18 protein-coding genes and 1 pseudogene are annotated in these 18,713 nt (G+C 50.9%); 1 reads left to right on the plus strand and 18 read right to left on the minus strand.

What is annotated here, in order from left to right; all coding sequences use genetic code 11:
* The coding region (locus KDM89_RS23080; RefSeq protein ID WP_230427982.1) for a transposase at window positions 1–139 on the plus strand (139 nt) is incomplete at its 5' end.
* Between the two features lie 665 nt (window positions 140–804).
* Here KDM89_RS23080 and KDM89_RS18820 read toward each other — a convergent pair.
* From KDM89_RS18820 to KDM89_RS18905, 18 genes and pseudogenes are all read right to left on the minus strand, one after another.
* The gene (locus KDM89_RS18820; protein WP_212689467.1) at window positions 805–2,013 is read right to left on the minus strand and encodes a glycosyltransferase family 4 protein; all 1,209 of its coding nucleotides are present in this window, start codon (window positions 2,011–2,013) and stop codon (window positions 805–807) included.
* A gap of 10 nt (window positions 2,014–2,023) precedes the next feature.
* Window positions 2,024–3,154: a non-hydrolyzing UDP-N-acetylglucosamine 2-epimerase gene (gene wecB, locus KDM89_RS18825; RefSeq protein WP_212689468.1), complete on the minus strand. Its 1,131-nt coding sequence runs from the start codon at window positions 3,152–3,154 to the stop codon at window positions 2,024–2,026.
* Between the two features lie 5 nt (window positions 3,155–3,159).
* A complete protein-coding gene (locus tag KDM89_RS18830; protein ID WP_212689482.1) occupies window positions 3,160–4,188 on the minus strand; it encodes a polysaccharide biosynthesis protein in 1,029 nt (342 codons plus the stop codon).
* Between the two features lie 17 nt (window positions 4,189–4,205).
* The gene (locus KDM89_RS18835; RefSeq protein WP_212689469.1) at window positions 4,206–5,075 is read right to left on the minus strand and encodes a dTDP-4-dehydrorhamnose reductase family protein; all 870 of its coding nucleotides are present in this window, start codon (window positions 5,073–5,075) and stop codon (window positions 4,206–4,208) included.
* 16 nt (window positions 5,076–5,091) lie between these two features.
* Window positions 5,092–5,868, minus strand: a complete 777-nt coding sequence (locus KDM89_RS18840; RefSeq protein ID WP_212689470.1) for an AglZ/HisF2 family acetamidino modification protein — start codon at window positions 5,866–5,868, stop codon at window positions 5,092–5,094.
* Between the two features lies 1 nt (window position 5,869).
* Entirely contained in the window at window positions 5,870–6,481 is a 612-nt protein-coding gene (gene hisH, locus KDM89_RS18845; RefSeq protein ID WP_212689471.1) for an imidazole glycerol phosphate synthase subunit HisH, read from the minus strand.
* Window positions 6,478–7,611, minus strand: coding sequence for an N-acetyl sugar amidotransferase (locus KDM89_RS18850; RefSeq protein WP_212689472.1), 1,134 nt, complete (start codon window positions 7,609–7,611; stop codon window positions 6,478–6,480). Before KDM89_RS18850 ends, hisH begins: the two co-directional genes overlap by 4 nt.
* 16 nt (window positions 7,612–7,627) lie before the next feature.
* Window positions 7,628–8,911, minus strand: a complete 1,284-nt coding sequence (locus tag KDM89_RS18855; RefSeq protein ID WP_212689473.1) for a glycosyltransferase — start codon at window positions 8,909–8,911, stop codon at window positions 7,628–7,630.
* 4 nt (window positions 8,912–8,915) lie between these two features.
* Entirely contained in the window at window positions 8,916–10,025 is a 1,110-nt protein-coding gene (gene wecB, locus KDM89_RS18860; protein ID WP_212689474.1) for a non-hydrolyzing UDP-N-acetylglucosamine 2-epimerase, read from the minus strand.
* Entirely contained in the window at window positions 10,003–11,274 is a 1,272-nt protein-coding gene (locus KDM89_RS18865; RefSeq protein ID WP_212689475.1) for a hypothetical protein, read from the minus strand. Before KDM89_RS18865 ends, wecB (KDM89_RS18860) begins: the two co-directional genes overlap by 23 nt.
* Window positions 11,271–12,536, minus strand: coding sequence for a lipopolysaccharide biosynthesis protein (locus tag KDM89_RS18870; protein WP_212689476.1), 1,266 nt, complete (start codon window positions 12,534–12,536; stop codon window positions 11,271–11,273). The genes KDM89_RS18865 and KDM89_RS18870 overlap by 4 nt, the downstream gene beginning before the upstream one ends.
* A 23-nt stretch (window positions 12,537–12,559) precedes the next feature.
* A complete protein-coding gene (locus KDM89_RS18875; RefSeq protein WP_212689483.1) occupies window positions 12,560–13,675 on the minus strand; it encodes a DegT/DnrJ/EryC1/StrS family aminotransferase in 1,116 nt (371 codons plus the stop codon).
* 2 nt (window positions 13,676–13,677) lie between these two features.
* Window positions 13,678–14,262, minus strand: coding sequence for an acyltransferase (locus KDM89_RS18880; protein ID WP_212689477.1), 585 nt, complete (start codon window positions 14,260–14,262; stop codon window positions 13,678–13,680).
* 6 nt (window positions 14,263–14,268) lie between these two features.
* Window positions 14,269–15,330 carry a glycerol-3-phosphate dehydrogenase/oxidase gene (locus tag KDM89_RS18885; protein WP_212689478.1) on the minus strand — a complete coding sequence of 354 codons (1,062 nt, stop codon included), beginning with the start codon at window positions 15,328–15,330 and terminating at the stop codon, window positions 14,269–14,271.
* A 5-nt stretch (window positions 15,331–15,335) separates the two neighbouring features.
* The gene (locus KDM89_RS18890; RefSeq protein WP_212689479.1) at window positions 15,336–16,394 is read right to left on the minus strand and encodes a Gfo/Idh/MocA family protein; all 1,059 of its coding nucleotides are present in this window, start codon (window positions 16,392–16,394) and stop codon (window positions 15,336–15,338) included.
* Between the two features lie 33 nt (window positions 16,395–16,427).
* Entirely contained in the window at window positions 16,428–17,723 is a 1,296-nt protein-coding gene (locus tag KDM89_RS18895; RefSeq protein WP_212689480.1) for a nucleotide sugar dehydrogenase, read from the minus strand.
* Between the two features lie 4 nt (window positions 17,724–17,727).
* Window positions 17,728–18,132, minus strand: a complete 405-nt coding sequence (locus KDM89_RS18900; protein WP_212689481.1) for a MarR family EPS-associated transcriptional regulator — start codon at window positions 18,130–18,132, stop codon at window positions 17,728–17,730.
* Between the two features lie 333 nt (window positions 18,133–18,465).
* A pseudogene (locus KDM89_RS18905) lies at window positions 18,466–18,713 on the minus strand (integrase core domain-containing protein); the annotation flags it as partial.

The following is an 18,713-nucleotide window of genomic DNA, read 5'->3' on the forward strand; positions in this document are numbered from 1 at the left end:
TATTGCAGAGGTTCAGGAGCATGCGACAGCATGGCTATGGTTTTACAATAACGAACGTCCGAACAAAGCAGTTGGTGGCGTACCACCGAAATATAAAAAGACTTTAACAACCCCGTCTTCTACTTCTGTCGCCCATTAAAACCGCCACGTGTTCAGGCTTTGCCTTTTGTAGCTACAGCACCCAACAATCGTTGGGCGACTGAAATGTGTCGCGTCTGGGCTGACCGCGATGGCGGGGCAGTCCTTGCCCTCGTGATTGACTGTCATATCCGTGAATTACTGGGCCAGCATCTATTTCGTTCGGGCAAGGGCAAGGCCAAGACCGCAGAGGCAGCCCTGGAGCAGGTCCTCATTGGTCGCTACGGCACTTTGGCAAAGGTAACGACGCCGTTCCTGGGTCGGATAACGGCCAGTTTTCATCAGCCGCAGCTACACGAAGTTAGTGCGGAGCCATGGCCTACGGCAGGAGTTCATCACGCCGCACTGCCCTGAGCAGAACGGCATTGTGGAGCGCGTCATGCGAACATTGAAGGAACGATGAATACATCGGCACCGCTTTGAGAGTTTACAAAATGACAGCCGGGTCATTGCCGACTAGATTGTCTTCTACAACTCCCGGTGCCCACATCAGGCGCTGGGTATGAAAACACCCGCTCAGGCATTTGCATTAGGGGCTTGAGTTGAGTAGGAATCGCTGGGTCATTACATCAGCATAGCTCTGGTAGATGTTGCTGCGCTGTCGCATGCGTGGGCTGCTCTGCGCTTGTGCAGTCAGCATGTTCGTGTAATCTGCGCTGAAAACCTTCATGATCTCGCAGCCGCTGTCTCCGAAAGCGCAGCCACGATTTGCTTGACGGTATTTTCGACGGCGAATTCGCGTTCAAACAGGGCTGTACAGCGCGCCGATAAGGCCGAATCTGTTTCAATTTGATCCAGCAATTTTTCTGTCAGCAAAAGCAGTTCGTCAACCTGGTTGGTCTCGCATACCTGACCAACCCGTTCATCTCTGATCAGCTGAGCTAAATCATTGCCCGCATTGATATTAGCTAATACTGGTAGACCGCTTTGCATGTAAGTCAGAAACTTTCCAGGGATATTGTGCGACTTATGCCTTGGATCTAGGGCCACAATTCCCGCGTCGCATTGGGCGTAAAGGTCAGGAATTTCGTCGGGATATATCTCGTCAAAAAAGACCACGTTTTCGAGCTGCCTTGACTGAGCTACTGCTTTAAGCCGCGCCGAATCGCTACCACGCCCCACAAACAAGAAACCAACGTCTAGTCGACTGCGCAACCTTTCTGCCAAGTCCAACAAAATGTCCATGCCCTGAGCGACACCCATGTTGCCAGCGTAAACGAACACTTTACGACCCGCCAGGGCGATCTCATCGACCCGGATAGGGCACCGCGACTTCGCAGGTTTATCCAACCAGTTTTGCAGAACCTCCAACTTCCGGCCAGGCTGCCCCATCCATCGGTCGAAATATCTCTGGTTCCCAGGAGTTTGTACTCCGATGACATCAGCAACCGAGTATTGGTACCGCGCCACTGCATCAAAAAAACGATAGGGCAGGCCCCGCCCCATTAGCCCCATGTCCACTGCCCATTCAGGGAAGATGTCACGGATAACCAGGTAGCTCTTGCAACGACTGGATTTCGTTAGGGCCCTGACTAAGGGACCGTGAAAGATTGATGGAGCGTACCAAACAACGGCATCCGAGCGTTCTTTCGCCAACGGGCTCTTGCGTAAGTTTCGCAACATGACAAATGGCATGACCAACTCAGCCAGCGTGCGGCGAACATAGTCAATGTCTTTGGTTCGAGGGGCTTTCAGGCGCAGTACTTGGGCACCGTCGAATTCCTCAAGCTTCCAAGGCTGCCTTTGACCAGGTGCTGGCAACAGCACCAACACCGAGTGGCCTTGTCGCACAAACTCACGGGTCAGATCCCGCAGCTGAACCGCACCAGAAGTACGCAGTGGCGGGAAAGTGTCCGCAATCAGAGTGATCCTCATCAGCCTTGACTCAGTACTTTTTCCACACAACGCGGTTCACGTAATCGGTATAGCTATGAATGATGCGAAGAACCTTGTCGCTGACGTTGGGCATGCTGTAGTCAACCACTTGGCGCAAACCGCGTTCGGCGCCGCGTGGTTGACTTTCAAGAATGGCAAGCCCTTGCATAACGCGATCGACGTCCAATCCAACCATCATGACTGAAGCTTCTTCGAATGCCTCGTGGCGCTCCTGAGTTTCACGTAGGTTGAGCGCTGGAAAGTTCAGAATAGATGACTCTTCGCTGATCGTGCCACTGTCAGACAACACAGCTTTGGCTGAGGTTTGCAGGCGTACATAATCTGTAAACCCAAGGGGCTTTAACAATTTAACCTTCGTATGAAAGGATGCTCCCATAGCCTGCACACGCTTCTGCGTTCGCGGATGAGTAGAAACAATCACCGGCAACTGGTACTTCTCTGCAACCGAATTCAACAAGTTCACCAAGCGAGCGAAGCTGGTATCAGAGTCAACATTTTCTTCGCGATGCGAGCTAACAACGAAGTACTGACCCTCGTTCAGGCCAAAATTTTCCAGAATGCCAGAGCGATCAATATCTCCACGATAATAATCAAGTACTTCAGCCATGGGGCTTCCTGTCTTTATGACTAGGTCAGGGGACAAGCCTTCGCGCAACAGACACTCGCGGGCAATGTCACTGTACGTCAAATTGACGTCAGCTGTGTGGTCTACGATACGGCGGTTGGACTCTTCTGGCACCCGCATGTCAAAACACCTATTCCCTGCCTCCATATGAAAAATTGGAATTTTTCGGCGCTTTGCAGGAATGACAGACAGACAGCTGTTTGTATCACCAAGAACCAACAGAGCATCTGGTTCCTCTAACAACATATACTTGTCAATACTTCCTATCACGTTGCCAATCGTCTCGGCTGCATTTGCACCTGCAGCATTTAAAAAATGATCAGGCTTCCGAATTTTAAGATCATCAAAAAAAATCTGGTTTAACTCGTAGTCGTAATTTTGACCGGTATGCACAATCACATGATCACAGTGTGCATCCAGTTTGGCCATTACACGGGACAGACGGATGATTTCGGGCCTAGTGCCAACGACGGTCATTACTTTAATTTTTTTCATTTAAGTCACTCCTCCGGTTCGATATGATCACCCTTAACCAGAGCGTGGATGAATCGGAGTTTCATTAACAGCGCACGCATGCCTTCTACATCCAGGCGAGTAGTGTTGTGCGAGTTGTAGTCGGTAGACTCGGAAATTTTAATTTCGCCTTGTTCAACGAATTTGCCATAGTTTAGGTCGCGCAAATCGGGCGGCACTCGGTAGTATCCGCCCAAATCTTGGGCCGCCACCATTTCCTCACGACTCAGAAGCACTTCGTACAATTTTTCGCCATGGCGCGTACCAATAACATTGATCGGGTGATCGTGAACGCCCAACAGGCCAGTCAAGGCTTTGGCAAGAGTTTCAATCGTTGCAGCGGGAGCCTTTTGCACAAATATTTCCCCAGGATTACCGTGCTCAAATGCGTAAAGGACGAGATCAACCGCATCATCCAATGTCATCATGAAGCGAGTCATGTTGGGGTCGGTAATGGTAATCGGTTGCCCTTCACGAATTTGGTTCGTGAACAGTGGGATCACTGAGCCACGCGACGCCATCACATTGCCATAACGCGTGCCGCAAATTACGGTACTATTGGATGATCGCGACTTAGCCACTAGAACTTTCTCCATCATCGCCTTGCTGATACCCATGGCATTTATAGGGTATACCGCCTTGTCGGTGCTGAGACAAACTACTCGTTTAACTCCACAGTTGATTGCTGCCTCAAGCACATTCTCAGTGCCCATCACATTAGTTTTGACCGCTTCCATGGGGTGGAACTCGCAAGATGGCACCTGTTTCAATGCTGCTGCGTGGTATATAAAGTCCGAGCCACGGACAGCATTCAGTACAGAGTGATAATCACGCACGTCGCCAATGTAGAATTTGAGCTTAGGATTTTCATAGCGCTTCCGCATGTCATCCTGCTTTTTCTCGTCGCGACTAAAAATTCGAATTTCGCGCAGATTTGAATTTAAGAAGCGATTCAGCACGGCATTCCCAAAAGAACCTGTGCCACCCGTAATCATAAGGATTTTATTATCGAACATATTCATATCTATAAAACTCAAGAAAATTCCCGCATACTACGAATCAAGTCTGGCCATGCTTTTGGCACAAAACCCGTTGCTTCCCGAAAACGAGATGAATCCAGAGAACGGTCTATGACTATACCTTCATCAGGCTGAATATCAATTATCTTCCCGTACACTTCTGCTACCAAAGTCAGCAAGTCAAACTTATTGATCGGTTCAGCCGACACATGGTAGAGCCCATGAAGCTCGGGATGAGGAATGACATGATCCCTGATCAGGCGAGCGATTTCAACGGTTGGCAACCCGGAAAATATGGCCTTTGTGAACCCCCGTGTCTGCCCCTGCTGTGAAAGAAACCAGTTAATCAAACTACGAGAGCCTCCCAATTCATGGCCAATGATGGAGGTTCTTAACGTGATTGCATTTGGATAATCAACTTCTCCGAGGTATTTACTTCTGCCATACAGGTCATGCGCATCAGATATATCTTCTTCTGTGTACATACCCTTAATTCCGGAAAAAACACAATCAGTACTCATATGTACTAAACGTGCTCCTGCCACATCGCACAACCGTGCCAGCCGATGCGGCAGGAGGGAGTTAATAGGAATTGCAGACAGTACATCATCCGCCGCAGCCAACTGCTTTACCAATCCCACACAATTGATTACCACATTTGGCCTGGAAACTGAAAAAGCGGTGGCCAGACTATCAAAATTTTCAACATCCACACCATGGATCAAATTGGCCTGCACAGATTCAGGGAGTAATTTTGCTGAATGAGCAGATCGTACAGTACCATAGACCTGATAGGACTGACTCTCACCGAACAAACGTATCATTGTGCTACCCAACATACCTGTAGCACCTAGAACCAAAATTCGCGAAAACGTAATACTCATAAAGATTATTAAATACTCAATATTTATATGCCGAAAGAGTCAATTCAGCCTTTTGCTCTGGAGAGGGATAGCTGATAAGCACCGCGCGATATTGACCTTTGAAGACGAAGAAGCTTCCCGCCGATGCACCGACAACACCGCACTCCTTGATCAATGCATCGATGTCCTTCAATGAACCTGCGCCCCCCAGCACCGACAATGGAAGCCGGGTTGCCTCGCGAATTTTACGTGCCAGAGCCAGGTCGTAGCCTTTCATTTGACCGTCGCGGTCTATCGAGTTAATGACGATCTCTCCAGCGCCCAAGAGCTCAGCCTCCTTGGCGAGTTCGAGAGGAGTCTTACCGCTGTTCTTGCTACCGTTGTGTGTCCAGATTTCCTGCCTACCGAAAAGGCTGGTCTTGACGTCCAATACGACGACCACACTCTGGCTGCCAATCTCGGCCGCGATACGGGAAATCAGCGTCGGATCATCGACCGCAGCGGCACTCAACGCGACTTTCTCAACACCCAAACCTATGATTCGCTTAGCCTGCTCTACGGTTCGCACGCCACCACCGTAGCACAGTGGCATACGGCACTCGGCTGCGAACTGGGCAATCAGGCGGAAGTTTGGTTCGCGCCCCTTAACGGTAGCGTCAATGTCCAAGACGATCAGCTCATCCGCTTCCTTTTCGTTGAAGATCTTGACCGCATTGATTGGATCGCCGACGTACTTGGGATTCTTAAATTTGACTGTTTTAACTAGGCCATCGTCGTGGACCAGCAAGCAAGGAATGATACGTGGACGCAGCACGTTAGATCTCCGCGAAGTTTTTAAGAAGCTGGGCGCCGAAGTGATGACTCTTCTCCGGATGGAACTGAACGCCGTGGATGTGACCAGCGCTAATTGCACAGCTAAATTCTTTGCCATAGCTCGAAATTGCCGCGACATGCACCGGATCCGCGCACTCGAAGTAGAACGAATGCAGAAAGTAGAAGAGCCCGTTGGTTGCCAAATCGTTGAACAAGGGGTGCCCGGTAACCGGCTGGACGTCGTTCCAGCCCATGTGTGGCAGCAAAAGGTTAGGCTGGTTTAGACCTTTGAAACCCTTCACATAGCCTGGAATCCAGCCCAAGCCTGGCAGATTGCCCTCCTCGCTTCCCTCTGCCATCATCTGCATACCGACGCAGATGCCCAGGACCGGCATCTTCTCGCCTAGCACCAGCTCGTCTAAGCGGGCGCGCATCCCGGAACGACCAAGCTCTTCCATCGCATGATCGAAGGCGCCAACGCCGGGCAAAATTAGTCGCGTTGCTCCCTTTAGGTCGTCTATCGTCTTCGCTAGAGCTACCGGGATGTTGAGCCGCTTATAAATATTTTGGAAGGCCAAGATGTTGCCAAGGCCGTAATCTATGATCTTAATCATCGGATTATCGCTCGCTGAACGCCGACGGCGCGCATAACCTTGGTCCCTAAGTCGATCAGACCCTGGCGTGACTTGTAGTCTCGCCAACTCTTGTTCGGGCCGTCGTGCAGCGCACGCAGTTCCTCGACGGAGATGTCAAGCTTGGTAGCGATGTACTCGAAGTCCTGGGCGATCGTAGCCTCGTCATAGGCTGGCATGGCGATTTTCTCCAGTGCTTCGTCGCGCGTCATCTGGTTTGTCAGGATCAAGCTTGAGAAGTGCGCTCGACGCTTGTCATAGCCGAACTTGGTCGGTTGCCAGTAGCCCTCATAGAAGCGGGTGAAGCGGGACTCATAGTGCTTGTGCGCGTACTTCTGCCACCCGAACTTGTCAATTAACAACTGCATTGCCTCATCTTTAATGTATGGCAAACAGTTCAAAGGGCGCCACACCTGCACACCCTTGATATAGCGGTAGTACAGCTTGTAGGTGAAAATATCCGACAACGGAAATGTCTTCAGGGGACGTGTTCCGAATTTGCTGTGAATGTCTTTCAACTGCACTAGGTCGGAGGCGTGATACGCCCACTCAAGTGGCTCGCGAACGCACTCCGTCGAATAGTTGCCGCCGTTGAGGATGTACTTGATCTTGTGCTTGGCCGCGAAGTTATAGAGCGTTGCGAAGAAGGCGTGGTCTTGGGGTGTATCGAGATGGGGCACTTGAGCTTTGAAATAGGCCAGTTGCAAGTCCTTCATTTCTTGCCAATTGATCACTTCAGTGTGCAAGTTCAGTCCAAGGCCGTCAACTATGCATTCAATGTTGTGTACTGCCTGTTGCGAATTCCAGCCTGCGTCCACATGAAAGATAAGTGGGCGAAGACCAAATTTCTCCTTGGCTAGGTAAGCCAGGTAGGAGCTATCAACACCTCCGCTGATTCCGAGCAGACAGTCGTACTCGCGACCTTCGCCATCCTTTCTGATTTTGGCGACCATGGCCTTGATCTCAGCTTCACCACGCTCGTCCGTGTGCCAGTTCGGTAGGATGTTATCGTGGTAGTTATTGCAGTAATCACACCAACCGCGGGCATCGAAAGTTATTCCGGCATCACTAGTGTCCATGATGCAGTTATTACAGATTTGGTAAGGGCGCATGTTTCGAAGCCTTATTTCAATGTTTAAAAATTATCTTTTGAATAAGATCAGCATACTGCTGAGCCTGGGCCTTTCTTGACAGAGAGGCACTGAGCGGCGATACATTATCCGGTACACGTTCGTAGAATGAGGTTTTAGACATAACCGCGAGGAACAAATCGGATGATTGACCAACGATATGCTGATTATTGCATTTTTGCAATAGCCCCCCTGCCAAAGTATCCGGCGAAATATCGCCAAGGATCGGACGCCCAGAACCGATGTACTCGAAGAGCTTGGTTGGCAATATGCCCTGGGCGCTCAAGGTATTCGTCGACGATGTTTCCGAAAAAAGTAGATAGTCCGCTTCAACAATTTTTTGGAGTGATTCGAGATAGCGAACCGGGGAAAAAAAGCTGAATGCACTGGAGACTTCCGGATAGGTGGTTTTCAGAATTTCCTGAAGGGGCGATGCTGCGCCGAAGACTTCGAAACGCAGACGTTGGAACAGGTCAGGCTGCTTAGCTTGGAGTTCGACCAAGGCCTTCAGAACGTTGTGAGGAATCCGACCTGGCGAGACAATACCCATGTAACGGATGCGTACCATCCCGTCCTTAGAGATGACGCGCACGCCACGAGCATCATCCAAGATCTCGTGGTCGTATCCATTAAGAATAGTCTGAACGTTAGGAGTGAACGAGCGGTAGTAATGGCTCATCGGATCCGAAATGCACACCACGTGGTCCGCAGAGTTCGCAAGCCGTCTGTCAATGATTTTCTCCAACCACTTGGCTAAGCGACCGCCTGGCATTTCGTGGCACTCACTGAAATGATCGCGGTAGTCGAGGATGCAGCGTGCTCCGAAACGCAACTTGCACAGATAGGCTGCAAACAACATTGGCCACGGAGGCGTGGTACCGACCACGATGTCGGACTTGAGTATGGCCTCCTGAGCAGGCTTGGCGAACCAAGGCGAGAGAAATGCCAACGCAAAAGGCAATCGAGGATCCGGAATCTGTCCGAGAGCTGCCATAACGCGGTCCTTCAAACGCCGCTTCCACGAAGGTGCACCGGCATACATCGGCTCGAACGCTCCCTCTGCTTCGACAGAAGGTGCTTCCCGGCCTGCCCAATCCAGTTCGATGAGGCGAACCCCCTTTGGAACTGGTTCGGTGAACTCCCCATCAACTCGGCTTTTGCGTGTGGTGAGAACGGTAACCTCGTGCCCGAGTGCCGTGAAATACTTCGATAGGGATTCGGCCCGTTTCGCACCCGAACTGTTGATGGGAGGATAGTAGTGTGCAATCAAGACAATGCGCATAGATTCAAGCCTCAGCCTCTAGACGCGCCGCGAGATCTCGTGCGATCTTCTCCGCTGCATTTCCGTTGCCGTAGATACCTTCAGGCATGTCGCCAACCGTCGTCATGTCATCGAATGCCTTCACAATGCGAGCAGGATCCGTGCCTGTCAGTCTGTTGACCCCAGCCTCCACAAGTTCGATCCACTCCGTCTCGTCGCGCAATGTGATGCAGGCGCGCCCCAGGAAGTACGCTTCTTTCTGAAGCCCGCCAGAGTCGGTCAACACAAGACTGCAATCCTGTACTAAGCGGAGCATGTCGAGATACCCGACCGGATTGATGAGGCGGATGTTCGTAGGTATCTGTATTCCAAACTCAGATATCATCTTGGCGGTACGAGGGTGGACCAAAAACACCGTGGGTAGTACTGCGCTGCCGATGGCGCTAAGTACACGCTGCAGAATCGTTGGATCGTCGACGTTTTCCTTGCGGTGCAAGGTGAGGAGTTGGTACCCCAGCGGGTGCAAGCCAAGTCGATCAAGCACCAACGAGCGCTCCTTTGATAATGAACTGAAACGCAAAGCGACATCATGCATCACATCTCCAGCGTTGACGACCTTGCTACCCTGGATACCTTCTCTGGACAGGAGTTCCACCGCGCGGTGACTAGGAGCGTAGAGGATATCCGATACGTGATCGGTCAGCACTCGGTTGATCTCTTCAGGCATGGCGCGACGAAAAGAACGCAACCCCGCTTCTACGTGCACCAAGCGCAAACCAAGTTTGGATGCCGCGATCGCGGCAGCGAGGGTAGAGTCCGTGTCACCATAAACCAAGACCGCGTCCGGGCGTTGCTCCATAAGCACTTTTTCAAGTGCTTCGATCATTCGGCCAGTATTCTGTCCATGGGTTCCACCACCGATACCCAAATTCACAGCTGGACTGGGGATCCCCATTTCTTCGAAGAAGACGTCGGACATCGCGTGATCGAAGTGCTGCCCCGTGTGGACGATCGATTCCTCGATGATCCCGGTGGCAAGCAGGCTGGGGCTGACCGCAGCGGCCTTAACGAACTGTGGTCTAGCGCCGACGACAGTGACAACTTGAAACTTTTTATGCGTAGGGTTTTGTGACATGGTTACGGACTCTAATAAAAAGGGCATGAAGAATCATATAGGCCCAACCGTTGCTCAACAGCATTCCAATCAGAGGAGACGAAAACAACAAGAATGCGAATACAGACCACTGCGCCTGAAATGCTTTGTCATGGGACAAACGGAACCAACGGAACACCTGACCGACAAGAAAGCTAAAAATAATAATTCCTGGCCAGCCAAAGTTGACGAAGGCATCAACAATGAATACAGAGTTAGAGTTCGCAATCTCGTTCCAACCTCCAAATTGATGCTCAAAAACAAAGCGTTCAAGGTTGATGCGTTCAAGGCCAGTCATGCTTGCAATTAAACTACTGGTCGCCCCCATCAAGAGACGACCTCCAAACTGCTCTTCATGCACCACGAGCGTGTCTGTCGCGGTAAAAATAGGGACACCAACCGAACGCCACAAAAAGAACGTTAAGGGGTCGGATGGAGCGTAAAGCGCTGTAAAAAAGTCACCGTTGCTCGCTACTGCTGTTTCACCCCGCAATGAAAGAGCGGTCATACCAATTAGTAACAGAATGGAGCCCACAACGAGGTAGGAAACAGCTTTCCCGCGCAAATGTTGCTTAATCGACAACAAAGCCAAAATAGGCAAGATCATATTAAGAAACAGCGCCTTTGCCATGAAACTGATGGCATAAAAAAAGAATACTATAGCTGCAAGGTGGCGCATCTTCGCATGCCTATCATATAAGAGGACGATGGAATATGGGACAACTGTGTTCATGAATGTACTGATGTACAACAGAACAATTCCTGCTCCTTCTCTTCCCTTGAGAAAATCCCCTCGTTGCTGACTCAGATCATTCGCGTCCGCACCCGCGAATGCACTGAACAGAGGTATGGTTTGGGCGGTCGAGAATGTAATTAGAATAAAAAACAAGAATATTGCCCAAACGATGCCAACAAACCCTGTAGTTGACACTCCGAAACGCGGAGAAGAGGGTCGAAAGCGGCGATCAAATATCGACACTCGGTTCCCGCCCCACATTGCTAGAACACTCAGTGCAGTGATGGCCGCAAGAAGTCCGAAGAATCTCCCTTCTGGCACGATTAACGAAACACCAAGTGGAATAATGCAATAAGCTGTGCCGATGGCGATTAAAAAAACAGTAAATCCACTGTTTGGGTGAAATACTCTCTCAAACAAATTAGAGGAATAAAGCGGCGCAAACCGACTATGTCCGCTTAATATTTTGGTGCTAGTACCGCCATACAAACTCATAGCTTTCTACCCCCTCTTGCGACTTGGTATTGCATAACACTGTGCAACATGTAGGCCAGAGCAAATATGATCGAGTGGAAAAATACAGACGTTTTAAAATCTGCAAATAAAATGAATCCGACGTATATACCAGCCGCAGACAGTAGCAAACGCACGAGTTGCCACGCGAGGTCGCCCCGATACTCTGACGAGAGATAAACAGTCTGGCTGAGGGGTGACGAGACCGTCTGGAAGAATGCAATGATGCCCAAGCTTACTGCAAGTTGCCCTGCTTCATTCCATGCATCTCCGAACATCAAAGAGAATGCAGTCGGCGCAGCGGTCACGATGGCAAGGGCAAAGACAAAGGCGAGAATAGAGAGCCTCAGTTTAGTCTTTAGGAACAAATCTAGGCAGTTGCCCTCACGCTGGAATATCTGCGCCGCAGACTGACGAAAGACCTCGCCAACAGAGTTTGCCACCACCGCACAGGGAATGAGGGTCATTCGTTCAGCAAAGGCATATAGCCCTGCCTCACGTGAACCATAAAGAGTTGCAAGCATTATGACTGGCAGTTGGCTAGAAACAACGTTAGCCAGATGCCCGATTACCAGAAATTTCGGCATATTGGCAAACCGCTTAGCAGCGGCAAACAACCAACGCCGGTGCAACCTTGCAGAATTGACCTGTAAATCATTCCATCCCGAACGCGTAAGTCGCCACAGACTTACCGCAGCACCAATGATGTATCCTCCGATCAGACCTATGTCGCCAAGGCCCAGCAGCCCAGCGCCCAGTTGGCCACCTGTCATGGCAATTGCTTGGCTTGCCCTCGCCTCGGCGACAACTCCAAAGGCTTGTCGACGCGATTGCCAGTAGGTCAGAATCTGTATGCACGCTAACATCATGATGCAGATGGGTACAGCGACTACCCAAACCGTGGTTGAAAGGGCGGACCCAAGCAACTTAGGAGCCGACAGCGATAGAAAGGCAAGTCCCACTGAGGCCAGCACGGCAATAAACCCAGCACTCATACACGCAACCACCGCCACACCGAGTGCAGTAATGTTGCTCTTAGGAATGGGAATCGCCAACTCATACCGACCTGTTGCAGCAATTGCACCGATAGAGACAGCCGATACAAAGACGGCCATTTGTCCAAACATTTCAGGTGTGTAAATATGGGAAAGAAAAGGGCTTGCAACCAGTGGCACTGCCAATGCCACGGAAGTGCCTCCCAATAAAATCAGCACGCTGCTTGCAAAGCTTTTGCTAGTCGGCATTGCGATCTATATCCCCGCCGCTCTTAAGCTGTTGCTTTCTCACCGACTGTTCCCCCACCCTTCAGTGCTTGCACAATAGAAAGAACGTCATCCTTTGTCAGGTCCGCACTCATTGGCAAACTCATCACCTTCTTGGCCATGTCCTTCGCTACCGGCGTGCAGTCTGGGCAACATAAATGTTTGTAGGCTGGTTGCTCGTTCAGCGGCACCGGGTAGTGCACGGCAGTGGGTATGCCCGCTTCGCCTAGGCGTTTTTGCAGGATTTCGCGCTCGGATGTAACGATGGTGTATTGCGCAAAAACGCTAGTGCGGCCTAGCCGCTGTTGTATGCGAGCAACATCCACTTCGTCAATGAGTTGGTTGTATCGCTGGCCAATGTCCAAGCGTTGTTTCACCTCCCGATCAAAGCGCTCCAGCTTGGCCAACACAATAGCGCATTGAATGGTGTCCATACGCCCACCCACGCCCACTCGGGTATGCACATAGCGCTGACTTTGGCCGTGTACTCTGATTTCCTTGCAGGCTTGGGCTAAAGAATCGTTGTTGGTAAAGATGGCACCGCCATCGCCATAGCAGCCCAACGGCTTGCTAGGGAAGAAACTGGTGCAGCCTAAAGTGCTGAGGTTGCAGCTTTTGCGCCCTTTGTAGGTAGCACCAAAGCTTTGTGCGGCATCTTCAATGACGGGCAGGTTACCGTGGCGCGCGGCAATCGCGTTGATCTCGTCCATGTCTGCAGGCTGACCGTACAGGCTCACCGGCATGATAGCTCTGGTATTCGGGGTGATGGCCGCTTCTATCAGGTTAGCGTTGATGTTGCCTGTGTCGGGCTCCACATCCACAAAAACTGGTTTGGCACCAAGTAGCACAATGACCTCTGCCGTAGCCACAAATGTGAAGGGAGTGGTGATGATTTCATCGCCTGGTTGGATATTTAGCGCCATCAAGCTAATCAACAAAGCCTCTGTACCACTGGCCACGGTGATGCAATGTTTAGCGCCGGTATAGTTAGCCAGCTTGTCCTCCAACTCTTTCACTTCGGGACCCATGATGTATTGGCCATGCTCCAGCACGGCGTTGATGCGCGCATGGATCTGCGACTTGAGCTCCTGATATTGGAATTTGAGGTCGATGAAAGGAATGCTCATGTACTGACTCGTTTCAGGTTGTCGTTTTCTAAAATGTATTGCTGGCCGTTGTGGGGGCAGGTGTAGCTGCCCTCGCCCGTTAGTGGCAGTGGGATTTGCTCACCAAACTCGCTCATCCAGCCGATTTGTTTGGCAGGCACCCCTATCATTAGGGCATAAGCCTTGACGTCTTTATTAATCACTGCACCGGCTCCGATGAAAGCAAATTCACCGATTGTGACGCCACACACGATGGTGCAATTTGCCCCCAAGGTGGCGCCTTTTTGGACCAACGTATTACGGTACTCGTTCTTGCGCTCGATGAGCGAACGCGGGTTGTAAACATTTGTGAACACCATACTGGGGCCGCAGAAGACACCGTCTTCGAGGGTGACATTGTCGTAAACAGAGACATTGTTCTGGATCTTGCAATGATCACCAATAGTGACTTTATTTCCGATGAAGACGTTTTGACCGAGGGAGGCACCTTTGCCGATCTTGGCTCCGCTGCATATGTGAACCCAGTGCCAGACACGGCTGCCGTCGCCGATTTGCGCGCCATCATCAACAATGGCAGTGGGATGGATGGTTATGTTGGTCATGATTCCTCAATAAATAGCGTGACTAACTTTGTCCGCCAGGGCCATGGAAGTAGTCCACTTGCCACCTAGTACGGTGACAAGCTTGCCTGTGCGGTGGAGGGCATATTCGCGCGTAGCCTTGCTGGGGTCTTCGGCGCTGCGGAGCAGGGGTCGGAGTCCTGCGAAGGTGTCGATGACGTTGGGCAGGGCATCTGGAAAGTAATGCGACCATGCATTCAGCAGATAGCTTCGTTCTTCCGGGCTACACGCGATGGGTTTGTTTAGCGTCTGCCGGACCTCTGTTGTTCCTACAAGTGTGTTTCCCTGCCAAGGCAGGACGAAGAATATTCGGCGATCGTTGGGAGCCTCCAGTAGGTAGGCCTGTTTGCAAGGGGCTTGGAGGATCAAATGACTGCCGCGCACCAAATCTAGTTGATAAGGTGAATCAAGCGCGCTTGCTTGCAACAGGCGTTGCGCCCATGGGCCTGCGACGTTGATAAGCCGATCGTGCACATGCACTGCACCATTCGCGGTAGTGACTTTGCCGTCTTGGGTCAATTCGACGATTTCTGTGTGTTCGGTAATACTCACACCTGCTTGCCTTGCTTGCTCCGCCACCCACAAACCCAAGGCATGGTCATCCATCTGGCCATCTGAGAATTCGTATCCGCCTTGTAGTCCCTCGCTTTTCAGGAGGGGATCGCGGCGGATCACTTCTTGTGCAGTCAAGCGTTTGGCTTTGGGGAGCTGACTCTTGCCTGCGAGGTGGTCATAGAGAAATAACCCCAAGGCGATCATCCAACCCGGTCGCCTTGATTTTTGGTAGATGGGCATCACTAATCGCAAGGGCTGGGCGAGGTGAGGCGCGCGTTTGATCCAAGCATCTCGTTCGCGCAGGGCTTCTCGGACAAGACGAAACTCGCGGTTTTCCAGATAGCGAAGACCGCCGTGCAGCAGTTTGGAGGAGGCGCAGCTGGTGGCACTCATGAGCGCGTCGCGCTCATAAAGCTGAACTTGATGACCTTGCTTGGCGAGTTGCCAAGCACAGCACAGACCATTAATGCCGCCGCCGATGATACCAATATCCACGTTTCTCAGTATTCCAGCGGAAGCGAAACGGTTTTCCCGTCCCGTGCGGACAAATAGGCAGCAATCAGCAGCTCGAGCGATTTCAGCCCTTCGCGACCATCGGTTTCTGGTTCCGCGTTACCACGCAAAACGTCGATGACGTTCTTGTAGTAGAGCGGGTGCCCAAAACCATACACCGAGGTAGTTTCGTAGTTAGCGCTCTGGATTTGTTGGTCGTAATCCCGAGGTTCTTCAAATTGCCAGAGCTGGATGTCGTTGACAGCCACACCACCGATCCGCACGGTCCCCTTTTCACCAAGTATGGTGATGCTGCCTTCCAAATTCTTCGGGTAGGTAAGCATGGTAACGCTCATGGATCCCAGTGCGCCGTTACGCCATTTGACGTTAAGCACGCCAGTGTCCTCAACTTCGATGTCGAGCGTAGTGCTCATCATGGCTTGGACTTTTTCAACTGGCCCGATAAGCCAGTCGAGCAGGTCAACATAATGACTAGCTTGATTCATAAAGGCACCACCATCGAACTCCCAAGTACCACGCCAGCCATTTCCTTGGTCGTAATAGGACTGTGGACGAGTCCAGAAGACGTTTAGATGCACCATGTGAATCTTGCCAAAGCGTTTTTCGGTGACAGCGCGCTTAAGCATTTGCAGAGTAGTGTTGCGACGGTTTTGCTTGACCACAAACAAACGAACCCCGGCTTCATCACAGGCTTTGACCATACGCACACCGTCGCTCCAGCGGGTGGCCATGGGCTTTTCGGTCATGACATTGACTTTATGCTTTGCCGCCAGAACCGCCTGATCGGGGTGACAGCCGCTGGGTGTGCAGAGGACAACCAGATCCAGCTGCTCTTTTTCTAGCATTTCCTCCATGTCGCGATAGGCAGGCACTTTATATTTCTCTGCATGCTCAGCAAGTACTGCTGACTCGATATCGCAAACGGCTGCCAACTCCACCTCGTCGCTGTGTTGCTCAATTGATCCAAAGTGATTTTTTGATATACGGCCACAGCCGACTATAGCGATTTTAATTTTATGGCCCGTGATGGAAGGGTAGTGCTGCATGAATATACCTGTAAAGTTGTGTTCGCGGCTAAGTTAAAAACGGAAAACCGTGAAACCGGCATCGGTCGCATCATGGCGATCGTATAGAGCCTTGATGTCAGCCAGCACCGGCCTTTCTGTTCTACACAGCACCTTGAGTTCACTGGGCTTCATTGTGCGGAATTCATTATGACCTACTGCAACCACCAGTGAGTCAACCTTGGCTGAGGAATCGATATTACCGAGTTGGATGCCATATTCATGTGCAACCTCTTCACGATTTGCCCAAGGGTCAGCAACTACAACATTCACCCCCCAGCTTTCTAGTTCTTTGACCAGATCGGCCACTTTGCTGTTGCGGATGTCTGGACAGTTTTCCTTGAAGGTGATGCCCATCACCCCCACGGTGCTGCGGGCCACATCAATACCATTCTTGAGCATCAGCCTAATCAAATTGCGCGCTGCGTAGCGAGCCATATTGTCGTTGATGCGTCGGCCAGCCAGGATCACTTGCGGGTGGTAGCCAACCTCCTCTGCCTTGTGAGTCAGGTAATAGGGGTCGACTCCAATGCAGTGACCGCCCACCATGCCCGGACGGAAAGGTAGAAAGTTCCATTTACTACCGGCAGCCTCCAACACTTCGATAGTATCTATACCCAGACGATCAAAAATAACTGACAGTTCGTTGACAAAAGCAATATTTAGATCTCGCTGGCTGTTTTCGATTACTTTTGCTGCCTCGGCCACTTTGACGCTACTGGCCTTCCAAGTTCCAGCCTTGATGATGCTCTTGTAAAGAGCATCAACCACTTCAGCCACCTCGGGCGTACTGCCACTGGTTATTTTCTTGATTGTAGTAAGCGTGTTAACCTTATCACCGGGGTTGATGCGCTCCGGACTATAGCCACAGAAAAAGCTTTCATTGAACTTAAGGCCCGACTCTTTTTCCAAGATCGGCACACAGACCTCTTCGGTGCAACCGGGATAAACCGTGGATTCATAAATCACGATTGCCCCAGCCTTCATCGCTTTGCCGACTGTTTCACTGGCCTTAATGAGAGGCGTTAGATCCGGACGGTTGGCGGTATCTATCGGCGTTGGCACTGTTACTATGAAAATCCCACACTCTTCAAGCTTAATTCGGTCGCTGCTATACTCAAGTTGCTTAGCGGCTACCAGCTCTTCTGGGCCAACCTCCAAGGTACTGTCTTTACCAGCTCGCAATTCGGCAATGCGCGCACTGTTGATATCAAATCCGAGTACGGGCCTCACCTTTCCAAACTCCACCGCCAACGGAAGACCCACATAGCCCAATCCGATTAATGCTATTTTTTGGTTACCAATATCCACTTTATTAAGCTCCGAGCAGGTCAATATCTGTCTTTATTGCGGTTTCATGCCTTATTGGGCGCATCACAAGATGGTTTTCGGCCTCTGCTTTGAGAAGCTCAATCTCCACTTTCAGCGCGTCGTACTCTTCCATCTTGCGTTTCAGAAACCGACTGGTCAGCGCCACCTTTTCGGAAATGCCCTGAGGAGTGAGCAGGTAGATGTACTTGAACTTGTTCTTGCTCTTAGAAAAGTTTCCCATTTTCACAAAACCCTTATCGATGAGGGCATTAAGACAGTAGTTCACACCTCCAACACTCATACCAAGCTTATCGGCCAGCTCGCGCTGGGTCAGGTCTGGGCTGTCTTGCAAGATGCGCATGATCCGAAAATGGGTATCCTCTGGAATCTTCACTTGACGACTGGTCATATTTTACGGCTCTTTATTGAGTTGCCTTAGGAGCCAATGGGCTCTGGGTACGCTACCGCCATGCCGTGTCACGATCGGCTAGCGCAGTCTAGATAGCAAAAATTAAACTTTAGCCATGCTACCGCAAAACCAACGTCCGTTCAACAGTTGAACGAAACTATTTTTGAGGCTGGTCGTCAATAATGGTGTCTAACTGGCCACGCCGAATTCAAACTGGCATTGTATTTTGCATGCAAGCGGCTGGAGATAAATATCCAAGCCGCTTCTGTTTGCGCAGACGATTATAAAAAATTTTGAACCGTACCGGTTTTTTGAGAGGCTCTTTTGTGTGAGTCAGACCGGTATGGCCTGACCAGAAAGTTGTTGATAATAATTCATTTCCGCTTCCGCCGGTGGCATGTGACCTATCTACCCCATTAAACGATGATGATTGAACCACGACACCCATTCCAGCGTCGCCAGCTCCACTGCTTCCCGCGTCTTCCACGGCCCGCGCTTTTTGATCAGTTCCGTCTTGTATAAACCATTGATGATCTCCGCTAAAGCATTGTCATAGCTGTCTCCGCGACTCTCGACTGATG

The organism is Cognatundibacterium luofuense, from assembly GCF_018139685.1.
Lineage (GTDB): Bacteria > Pseudomonadota > Gammaproteobacteria > Burkholderiales > Burkholderiaceae_D > Undibacterium > Undibacterium luofuense.

Excerpts from the sequence above, each read along its gene's own strand:
- KDM89_RS18820 (WP_212689467.1), bottom strand. The coding sequence starts at position 2,013 with ATGAGGATCACTCTGATTGCGGACACTTTCCCGCCACTGCGTACTTCT.
- wecB (WP_212689468.1), bottom strand. The coding sequence starts at position 3,154 with ATGAAAAAAATTAAAGTAATGACCGTCGTTGGCACTAGGCCCGAAATC.
- KDM89_RS18830 (WP_212689482.1), bottom strand. The coding sequence starts at position 4,188 with ATGTTCGATAATAAAATCCTTATGATTACGGGTGGCACAGGTTCTTTT.
- KDM89_RS18835 (WP_212689469.1), bottom strand. The coding sequence starts at position 5,075 with ATGAGTATTACGTTTTCGCGAATTTTGGTTCTAGGTGCTACAGGTATG.
- hisH (WP_212689471.1), bottom strand. The coding sequence starts at position 6,481 with ATGATTAAGATCATAGATTACGGCCTTGGCAACATCTTGGCCTTCCAA.
- KDM89_RS18850 (WP_212689472.1), bottom strand. The coding sequence starts at position 7,611 with ATGCGCCCTTACCAAATCTGTAATAACTGCATCATGGACACTAGTGAT.
- KDM89_RS18855 (WP_212689473.1), bottom strand. The coding sequence starts at position 8,911 with ATGCGCATTGTCTTGATTGCACACTACTATCCTCCCATCAACAGTTCG.
- wecB (WP_212689474.1), bottom strand. The coding sequence starts at position 10,025 with ATGTCACAAAACCCTACGCATAAAAAGTTTCAAGTTGTCACTGTCGTC.
- KDM89_RS18865 (WP_212689475.1), bottom strand. The coding sequence starts at position 11,274 with ATGAGTTTGTATGGCGGTACTAGCACCAAAATATTAAGCGGACATAGT.
- KDM89_RS18870 (WP_212689476.1), bottom strand. The coding sequence starts at position 12,536 with ATGCCGACTAGCAAAAGCTTTGCAAGCAGCGTGCTGATTTTATTGGGA.
- KDM89_RS18880 (WP_212689477.1), bottom strand. The coding sequence starts at position 14,262 with ATGACCAACATAACCATCCATCCCACTGCCATTGTTGATGATGGCGCG.
- KDM89_RS18890 (WP_212689479.1), bottom strand. The coding sequence starts at position 16,394 with ATGCAGCACTACCCTTCCATCACGGGCCATAAAATTAAAATCGCTATA.
- KDM89_RS18900 (WP_212689481.1), bottom strand. The coding sequence starts at position 18,132 with ATGACCAGTCGTCAAGTGAAGATTCCAGAGGATACCCATTTTCGGATC.